This is a genomic window from Myroides sp. LoEW2-1, assembly GCF_009767705.1.
GTDB lineage: Bacteria > Bacteroidota > Bacteroidia > Flavobacteriales > Flavobacteriaceae > Flavobacterium > Flavobacterium album_A.
Window position 1 is genome coordinate 1 of the sequence record NZ_WSPP01000194.1, and the last position, 8404, is coordinate 8404.

Here is an 8404-nt window from a genome sequence, read left to right on the forward strand (position 1 = left end):
CGGTTCGTTGATATTCCATATATCAAAGGTAAACATTTTTAGAAGCTGAAAGCTAAATGCACTAAAGTGCATAGTTTTAACTACAGTCTGCGACCAATAAAATAGAGGCTATTTCAACTAATGTCAACAAACCTATTTCTACAAATGCAATCTTTCATACCATGTTAGATATAGCAAGTATAAAAACAAATTATTTAGAACAAGACCTGTCTTTAGTCAACCCCATTTTTGTAACAAAAGAACGGGAATATCTAAACGACCATGATATTGCAGTCCCTTATCGAAAGATGAATCTCAAAAAAGAAGACTTTGAGATGTTAGAAAAAAACAACATTCACTAATTAAACAACAAAAAAATGACAACACTGAAACATATATTAGCAGCCACCTTACTTAGCATACCAGCTCTTTGCTTTGCCCAAAAGGAAAAAGTCGAATTGCTGCCTTATGGCAATATGGATAAGTGGATGGTAAGAGAAATTAAAGAGTCTTTCCTCATTGGTGGAAACACACAATACTTGTACTCTATCACTGATCAAAAAGACACATTAAAAGACAATACACCATATAAAAGTACCAAATCTCCTTGGGCTACTTCCTCAGTACTTGCAACTGTTAGCGGCATTACGAAAGGAAGTGTAACCGTTTTTCCTGAAAAGAGAAATAGCGGTTTTGCAGCGAGATTAGAAACGCGAATAGAACGTGTAAAAGTATTAGGTGTGATCAATATAAATGTACTTGCAAGCGGAACAATATTTTTAGGAGAAATGGTAGAACCCATAACAGACACTAAGAACCCACAAAGTAAATTAGTGACGGGTATTCCATTTACAAAAAAGCCAAAAGCCCTTCAATTTGATTACAAAGTGACAACAGGTGGTCCTTCTAAAAAAGTAAATGGTATGGGAAAAGGTACAGATGCCAACAGAAATGATATGGCTGAAATACAGATACTATTGCAAAAACGATGGGAGGATAAAGACGGAAATGTACATGCTAAAAGAATCGGAACTGGGTGGCAACGCTTTAGCAAATCGGTAAAGGAATGGCAGAACAAACACCGCATCCTTGTAAATTATGGCAACATATCCAAAGAAAGTTACTATGGAGATTATATGTCGTTGCGAAGTGGAGAAATGGCTTACTACACGAGAAATAGTAAAGGTAAAATGGTTCCTATTTTAGAAGAAGAATGGGGAGATAAAGACGATGAAGTTACCCATATTATTGTTCAATTTTCTTCAAGTAATGGGGGAGCATATATAGGAAATACAGATAGTAGACTTTGGATAGATAACGTAGGTTTAGTCTATGACGTGAAATAAGATAATGCAAATTGCACCTCAACATTTTGAATACAAAAAAAAGCATTTAATTACTTAAATGCTTTTTTTTATCTTAGAAATTTGTTTGCCCAATTTCATTGATATCTTCGTGTGGGTTCTTTGGATCTTTACCATACTCATTTGATCCTGCATTACCTTCTGTTGCAAACCATACAAGTAAGATAATTGCTCCTACTAAAGGAATCAATGCAAGAAGAAGAAGCCATCCGCTTTTTCCTAAATCGTGTAAACGACGAACAGAAACTGCTAAACCAGGAAGAAGTACAGCTAAGCTATAAATACTTCCAATAAATCCAGTTCCTAAAACATAATCTACTACAGCTAATACAAGTGACACTAATATGTTTATCAATGTAAACATCCAATACTCTTGTCTTCTTGCTCTACCATTAAAATCAGCATAATGCTCTTTAATTACTTTTAAATACCATTCCATAGGTCTAATTTTTTTTAAAACTTTAACAGCAAATTTACAATTTATTAAATTATAAAAACAAAAAAAGCAATTAAAAAATTTTAATTGCTTTTCAATATTAGTTGATTATGATCTTATTTCTTTCTTAAACTATCGTGACTATGCGTCTCAACGCCTCCATTCCATAGCGTTAAAATATCTGTTGCCACCGCTGCTCCACTCCCAGCCGCAATAGTCAATTGGCTTCTATGTCCAGCCAAAGTTCCTGCAACATATATGCCCTCAGCCACTAAGTGATCTTGATTTCTTAACTGTATGCGATTTTTAGAAGCTAAAGACTTTTGATGAGGCTCTACAAATTCTTTTAGTCCTTCAATGTCAAAAGAAGGACTCGAATTAACAGCTACTACAACAATATGAGCATGATAAGTATTCTTATTCGTTAAAACCTCGTAACTATGATCTCTCTTGATTACAGACAATACCTTCTCTCCCTCAATTTGACTGATTTGAGGATAAAACGACAAATAATCTAATGACTCCTTCAGTAAAGTACTTCCAAGTGTTCCTGGTTTAATTCCATAAGCGTTATTAAAAACAGCATCTTGAAGCATTGAAGCTTTTTGGTGTGTCATAATTCCCACTCTCTTATCTTTTGCGAAATCCTTCTTAAAAGCACTACCGAGAATTTGAGCACACGAAACACCTGATACACCACCACCTAAAATCAAAACATCATAGATAGCTACCATTCTACTTTGTTTTATTCTGAATAATTTTAGAAGTGCGGTAAATCAATAGAATGCAAACTCCACATAGTAAAGCAACAATACTTATTAACGCAATCAAACTATCTCCCTGAAATAGATTATTAAAATCAAGCATTGTAACATTAAAAATAATCAATGCTGCAATTACAACGAACATAACGTAAGTAAATATTTTCATTTTCTGTTATAAAGAATTTGAGATTATTGTCCGAAAGTACAAAAATATTATTTATTCATATTAAGCTTTAACAAAGCACGCTTGCAATTTAACATCAACACAAAAACTTTATGATAACTAACAAGTAAATTTAAGTAAGGGCTATTATTACTGAAACAAAAATTACATTGGGATGTGAAATCTACCTCAACTAACGAAAAACATTCAATATAAAAAGAGGCAATAACAAGTTGAAAATAAGCAGCAAATAGTCAAGTTTACTGCAAATAGAAACAGATATCATGCAAAAGAGAGATTCTCCTCTACATTCCTCAAGTACTTTATAGCAAAGAGTTCTTTATTTCTACTTAGGACTTTCGTACTTCTTACTTAATCTAAGCTCCCTCCATTAGAGGTCCTAAAGAGATAGACCTCCCTACCAAACCTTATATACAACAGAACTACACTCAAAGAAAATACGCCTATCTTCAATAAACTTTACAAACCGCAAATAGTAACCCTTTACGTCTAATTAACTATTTAGTTTGATTATAAAGTATCAAAGTCAAAACACTAAGAGATTAAAATAGATATAAGATTCGTATTTTTGCAAACCTTTTATATTATCTAAATTATTATGTTTCAAATCGGAAAAACAATCGTATCGGAAGATGTATTAGAAAAAGAGTTTGTATGCAATCTATCAGCGTGCAAAGGACAATGTTGCATTGATGGCGATGCAGGAGCTCCTGTAGAAGAAGGAGAAGTTGCTATAATGGAAGATATTTACGAAACAGTAAAACCTTTCCTTAGACCTGAAGGAATTGAAGCAATTGAAAGACAAGGAAAAACGGTAAAAGGAGAAGATGGGGAAATCGAAACACCATTAATTGAAGGTGGTGAATGTGCGTATGTTATTTATGAGAATAATATGGCGCTTTGCGGTATAGAGAAAGCACATCGCGAAGGATTAATCGATTGGAAAAAACCAATATCATGTCATCTATATCCTATTCGAATAAAAGAATTTTCATCATTTGCTGCGGTAAATTATCACAAATGGCACATTTGCAGTGATGCTTGTGCTTTAGGACAAGAATTAGAAGTACCCGTTTACAAGTTCTTAAAAGACCCATTAATAAGAAAATACGGAGAAGATTGGTACAAAGAACTTGAAGAGGTTGCCACAGAATGGGCTAAACAAAACAAGTAAAATTACTTTATATATAAGGTACACTCCTTGTAATCTATAATCGCTTCGCCTATTAACAATACGTCTGAACCAATAATGCCGTGAACATTTTTCGTTTTATACTCTGTCAAGGCATTATTGACATGCGTTAAATCTAATAATACAAAATTGAAGTCTTTTTGATGCCATCTTCCAAGCTGAAGATGGTTCTTATAAGATACTTGTGTAAATAATCCATTTGCTCCAGCTCCTGTGGCTTTTGTAGTCGATTCAGAAGCTACAATATTAAACATATCGATATGCGAAAAGTCAATACAACTGTTTGACGCACCTGTATCTAAGATAAAATCACCCCATACTCCATTAATTTTGGCTCTTACGAAAAGATGCTGCGTACGCGAAATCTTAAACTTAATACGCTTGTACTTTTCTTTTTTTAAAATCTCTTTTAAGTTTTCCATGAGCAAAATATAGTTTTAATTCATTTTAATAAGGTACTTTTGTACTCGCAAAATAGCAAATAAAATACACCAATAGGAATGATTTTTACAGACACACATACACATTTATATTCTGATGCATTTGCAGAAGATCGCAAAGAAACAATAAATCGAGCAATATTAAAGGGTGTTACGCGTTTTTTTATACCAGCAATCGATTCAAGTTATGCTGATAAAATGTATGAATTAGAAAAGGAATTTCCTAACAACATCTTTCTCATGATGGGATTGCATCCTACAGATGTAAAACCTGAAACTTATCAACAAGAATTAGCATTTGTAGAGAGAGAATTAGAAAGAAGACAGTTTTATGCAGTAGGAGAAATAGGCATTGACTTATATTGGGACAAGTCTACTTTAGCTTTACAACAAGAGGCATTTCAACGCCAAATTCAATTAGCCAAAAAGTACAAATTGCCAATAAACATTCATTGCCGAGATGCATTTGAAGAAGTTTTCGAAGTATTAGAAAGGGAAAAAGGGGAAGAATTAAGAGGGATTTTCCACTGTTTCTCTGGTACTGAGGAAGATGCGAGAAGAGCAATCTCTTATAACTTAAAATTGGGAATAGGTGGTGTAGCAACATTCAAGAACGGAAAAATTGATCAATTTCTTCATAAAATAGATTTAAAACACATCGTATTAGAAACTGATTCTCCGTATCTTGCACCTGTCCCTTATAGAGGAAAGAGAAACGAAAGTGCATATATTGTAAATGTAGCTGAAAAATTAGCTGCGATATACGATTTATCACTTGAAGAAATTGCCAAACAAACAACAGCTAATTCTGTTGATGTTTTTGGTATTTAAACGGAACATATATTAAATTATAGTTATAATAATAAAGCACGATAATGTCTAAATTTGACGAAATACGCCATTACCATGATCATGAAGTAAATGAAGTTCTAAAACAAATTTCAAAACACCCAATGATCAAAGCTTTAATGGGTTTTACTTTTCCTAATAAAACGGAAGATCAATGGTTGGAATCTTTAAGAGAAGTAAAATCTATACAGCAATTTCAAAATGATTTTGCTTACCATTCAATACAGAGAATCCTTGAGAAAAGTTCGAATGGACTAAGCTCATCAGGTTTCGAAAAACTTGATAAAAACACTTCTTATCTATATATCTCTAATCACCGTGACATTATTATGGATACATCACTATTGAATGTATCTCTAAAAGATCATGGAATGATTATGACTGCTTCTGCAATTGGAGATAATTTAGTACAAAAGTCATTTTTATTAGCACTTGCAAAAGTCAATAGAAACTTCCTTGTTAGAAGGGGATTACCACCGCGTGAACTATTGGAAAGCTCTAAGTTAATGTCTGAATACATCAGACATCTATTGACCGAAGAGAATAGATCTGTGTGGATTGCTCAGAGAGAAGGTCGTACCAAAGATGGAAATGACGCCACACATCAAGGAGTACTAAAAATGCTGGGAATGGCATCTGATGAGGAATGCCTAATGGATTATTTTAAAAAGATAAAGATTGTTCCCGTTTCTATTTCTTATGAATACGACCCTACGGATGCCTTGAAAATGCCTCAAATATTAGCTAAAGCGAATAATGAAGATTATGTAAAAGATCGCAACGAAGACTTCATTAACCTTTATAGCGGTATCATAGGTCAGAAAAGGGGAATTCACATTCACGTAGGAGATGTACTTGATGCAGAATTAGACAATATCAAAGCAAACTTTGATAAAACCAATAAACAAATGCAAGCCCTCACTTCTGTGATTGATAACTCCATCATCAAGAACTATAGATTGTGGCCTACAAATTATATTGCATACGACATTTTAAACAAAACAAATAAGTTTAAAGACAAATATACTGATCAAGAAAAACAATTGTTTGAAAGAAGATTGGAATTGCGCGTCAATAAGGAAAACCAAATTATTGTTGATAATTTCTTAGCGATGTATGCAAACCCAGTAGTTAATAAATTAAAACTAATAGAAAATGAATAAGCCTTCAATCCTTTTGATTTATACAGGAGGGACAATAGGCATGGTCAAAGACTTTAAAACAGGTGCTTTAAAGGCATTTAATTTTGACCAGCTTGTAGAGCGCATCCCAGAATTACACCTTTTGGATTGTTCTATTGAAACTTATTCTTTTGACGTTCCAATTGATTCATCGGATATGCGCCCTGAAATGTGGGTACAAATGGCCTCTGTTATTGAAGAATACTATGAGAAATTCGATGGTTTTGTAATTTTACATGGCTCTGATACTATGTCATATTCAGCATCTGCGCTGAGCTTTATGTTGGAAAACTTACACAAACCCGTTATCCTAACAGGGTCACAATTACCAATTGGCGATCTGCGTACTGATGCGAAAGAAAACTTAATTACAGCCATACAAGTAGCTGCTTTGCAGAATAACAATTTACCTGTAATTCAGGAGGTTTGTTTATACTTTGAGTACAAACTCTATAGAGGAAATAGAACATCAAAGGTAAGTGCTGAATTATTTAACGCCTTCACATCTCCAAATATACCTCACTTGGCAGAGTCAGGGGTCAATTTAAGAGTAAACAAATCTCTCTTGACTTATACCTCACAAGACTTGCCTTTTACAGTATATAAGAAAATGTCGAGAGATGTCATGATCTTGAAAGTTTTCCCAGGAATACAACAAAATGTATTACAAGCCATTCTAAATATTCCAGAGCTAAAAGGAATAGTATTAGAAACATACGGATCGGGAAATGCCCCAACAGAAGCATGGTTCTTAAACACACTATCTCAGGCTATTAAAAAAGGGCTAAAGGTTATCAATGTAACCCAGTGTTCTAGTGGAAGTGTACATATGGGCAAATATGAAACCAGTACTGAATTAAAGGAAATTGGCGTTATCTCAGGAAAAGATATTACCACAGAAGCGGCAATCACCAAACTAATGTACCTATTGGCAAAAAGTGATATCAGCGATTTTAAATTAGCTTTTGAAACACCAATCTGTGGTGAAATGGAAGATTAATTGCTATATTCGCAACTAAAATAAACAGAAAGGTGGCCGAGCGGTCGAAGGCGCACGCCTGGAAAGTGTGTATACAGCAATGTATCGAGGGTTCGAATCCCTTCCTTTCTGCAAATCATTTTTATATCGAATCAGTATTAAGCGTTGGAAACGAAGCTAAACTTATGCCAATCTAAAAGAAATAGATGCTCTTTTCTTTTCACCTCTATACACAATACAAAAGAGTTTAACGCTTGAATGATGTGATTGATCAAAGGTTTTTGCCCTACTGTGAATAAAGTAATGACAAATTCCACCCTGATAGGTAGTTTAGCTACTTAAAAAGACACTAAAGTATATCAGTGTCGTTCTTTCGATATCACTAATCCTCCCCATTAGTTAATCACCTATTATTTCTCTAACAATTCTTTGATTATCTACCTGTCGAAGGTGATTTACCTGGGCATTAACTTATTGAATACACTGGTATAATTCAAATCAAGACTCAGCTTTATCTCGTTGACTCCTACAGCTCTATGCTGTATCTTAGTATATATTACACACTACTCTAATTGGGTAGCAACCTTCTTTTACTAAAAGAGTTAAAAGGAAAGCCTAACCTCACGATAGCTAACAAACCTCTTAAGCTATTTGTCATCTATAAAATATGTATGCTAAACACATTCGTTTTTAAACTTATAGACTGTTTATGACCGTATTAAAAACAGAAAAAAACAGTACTTTCTTAGGAGTTCCTTGGGGGTTTCTTCGAGTATCCTTGGGGTTTTATACGCAAAAACCAGTGTTTCTCGAAGAAAACCCCTAGCAACCTGCAAGAAACCCCTAAGAAAGTACCAACAAAATTGCACTTATCTAAATTTAATAGAACAGAACAAAGGTTCATGGGTTAAATCAAATTCACTCCCTTCATTCCTTTGTATCCACCCGACCAAGCCCATATTTCATAAGCTAACGTAAGGTAGTAAGTTTGCTTGAAATAATAAAGAGATGAGCAAACAAGAAATAATGTACTCTC

At 33.9% G+C, this 8404-nt stretch carries 9 protein-coding genes and 1 tRNA gene; 6 read left to right on the plus strand and 4 right to left on the minus strand.

The window, feature by feature from the left end; all coding sequences use genetic code 11:
• The first annotated feature begins 356 nt into the window (after positions 1-356).
• On the plus strand, positions 357-1325 hold the full coding sequence (locus tag GOQ24_RS11620) for a PCMD domain-containing protein (RefSeq protein WP_155090813.1): 969 nt from the start codon (positions 357-359) through the stop codon (positions 1323-1325).
• Positions 1326-1398: 73 nt separating this feature from the next.
• Here GOQ24_RS11620 and GOQ24_RS11625 read toward each other — a convergent pair whose 3' ends face one another.
• From GOQ24_RS11625 to GOQ24_RS11635, 3 genes are all read right to left on the minus strand, one after another.
• A complete protein-coding gene (locus GOQ24_RS11625; protein ID WP_155090812.1) occupies positions 1399-1782 on the minus strand; it encodes a DUF805 domain-containing protein in 384 nt (127 codons plus the stop codon).
• A 113-nt stretch (positions 1783-1895) separates the two neighbouring features.
• On the minus strand, positions 1896-2513 hold the full coding sequence (locus GOQ24_RS11630) for an FAD-dependent oxidoreductase (protein WP_155090811.1): 618 nt from the start codon (positions 2511-2513) through the stop codon (positions 1896-1898).
• A gap of 1 nt (position 2514) precedes the next feature.
• Positions 2515-2709, minus strand: coding sequence for a hypothetical protein (locus GOQ24_RS11635; RefSeq protein ID WP_155090810.1), 195 nt, complete (start codon positions 2707-2709; stop codon positions 2515-2517).
• Positions 2710-3325: 616 nt separating this feature from the next.
• Between GOQ24_RS11635 and GOQ24_RS11640 the strand changes: the two genes are divergently transcribed.
• Positions 3326-3901, plus strand: a complete 576-nt coding sequence (locus tag GOQ24_RS11640) for a DUF3109 family protein (protein WP_155090809.1) — start codon at positions 3326-3328, stop codon at positions 3899-3901.
• 2 nt (positions 3902-3903) lie between these two features.
• Here GOQ24_RS11640 and GOQ24_RS11645 read toward each other — a convergent pair whose 3' ends face one another.
• Positions 3904-4341 carry a retropepsin-like aspartic protease gene (locus tag GOQ24_RS11645; protein ID WP_155090808.1) on the minus strand — a complete coding sequence of 146 codons (438 nt, stop codon included), beginning with the start codon at positions 4339-4341 and terminating at the stop codon, positions 3904-3906.
• 78 nt (positions 4342-4419) lie between these two features.
• Here GOQ24_RS11645 and GOQ24_RS11650 point away from each other — a divergent pair, with 78 nt between their 5' ends.
• The 4 genes from GOQ24_RS11650 to GOQ24_RS11665 all read left to right on the plus strand — a co-directional run bounded on the left by GOQ24_RS11650 (position 4420) and on the right by GOQ24_RS11665 (position 7500).
• Complete coding sequence (locus tag GOQ24_RS11650; RefSeq protein WP_155090807.1) at positions 4420-5190, plus strand: TatD family hydrolase; 771 nt, start codon at positions 4420-4422, stop codon at positions 5188-5190.
• A 44-nt stretch (positions 5191-5234) separates the two neighbouring features.
• Positions 5235-6371: a 1-acyl-sn-glycerol-3-phosphate acyltransferase gene (locus GOQ24_RS11655; protein WP_155090806.1), complete on the plus strand. Its 1137-nt coding sequence runs from the start codon at positions 5235-5237 to the stop codon at positions 6369-6371.
• Complete coding sequence (locus GOQ24_RS11660) at positions 6364-7389, plus strand: asparaginase (protein WP_155090805.1); 1026 nt, start codon at positions 6364-6366, stop codon at positions 7387-7389. The genes GOQ24_RS11655 and GOQ24_RS11660 overlap by 8 nt, the downstream gene beginning before the upstream one ends.
• A gap of 26 nt (positions 7390-7415) precedes the next feature.
• Positions 7416-7500 (plus strand) — tRNA-Ser (locus GOQ24_RS11665).
• Positions 7501-8404 lie beyond the last annotated feature (904 nt).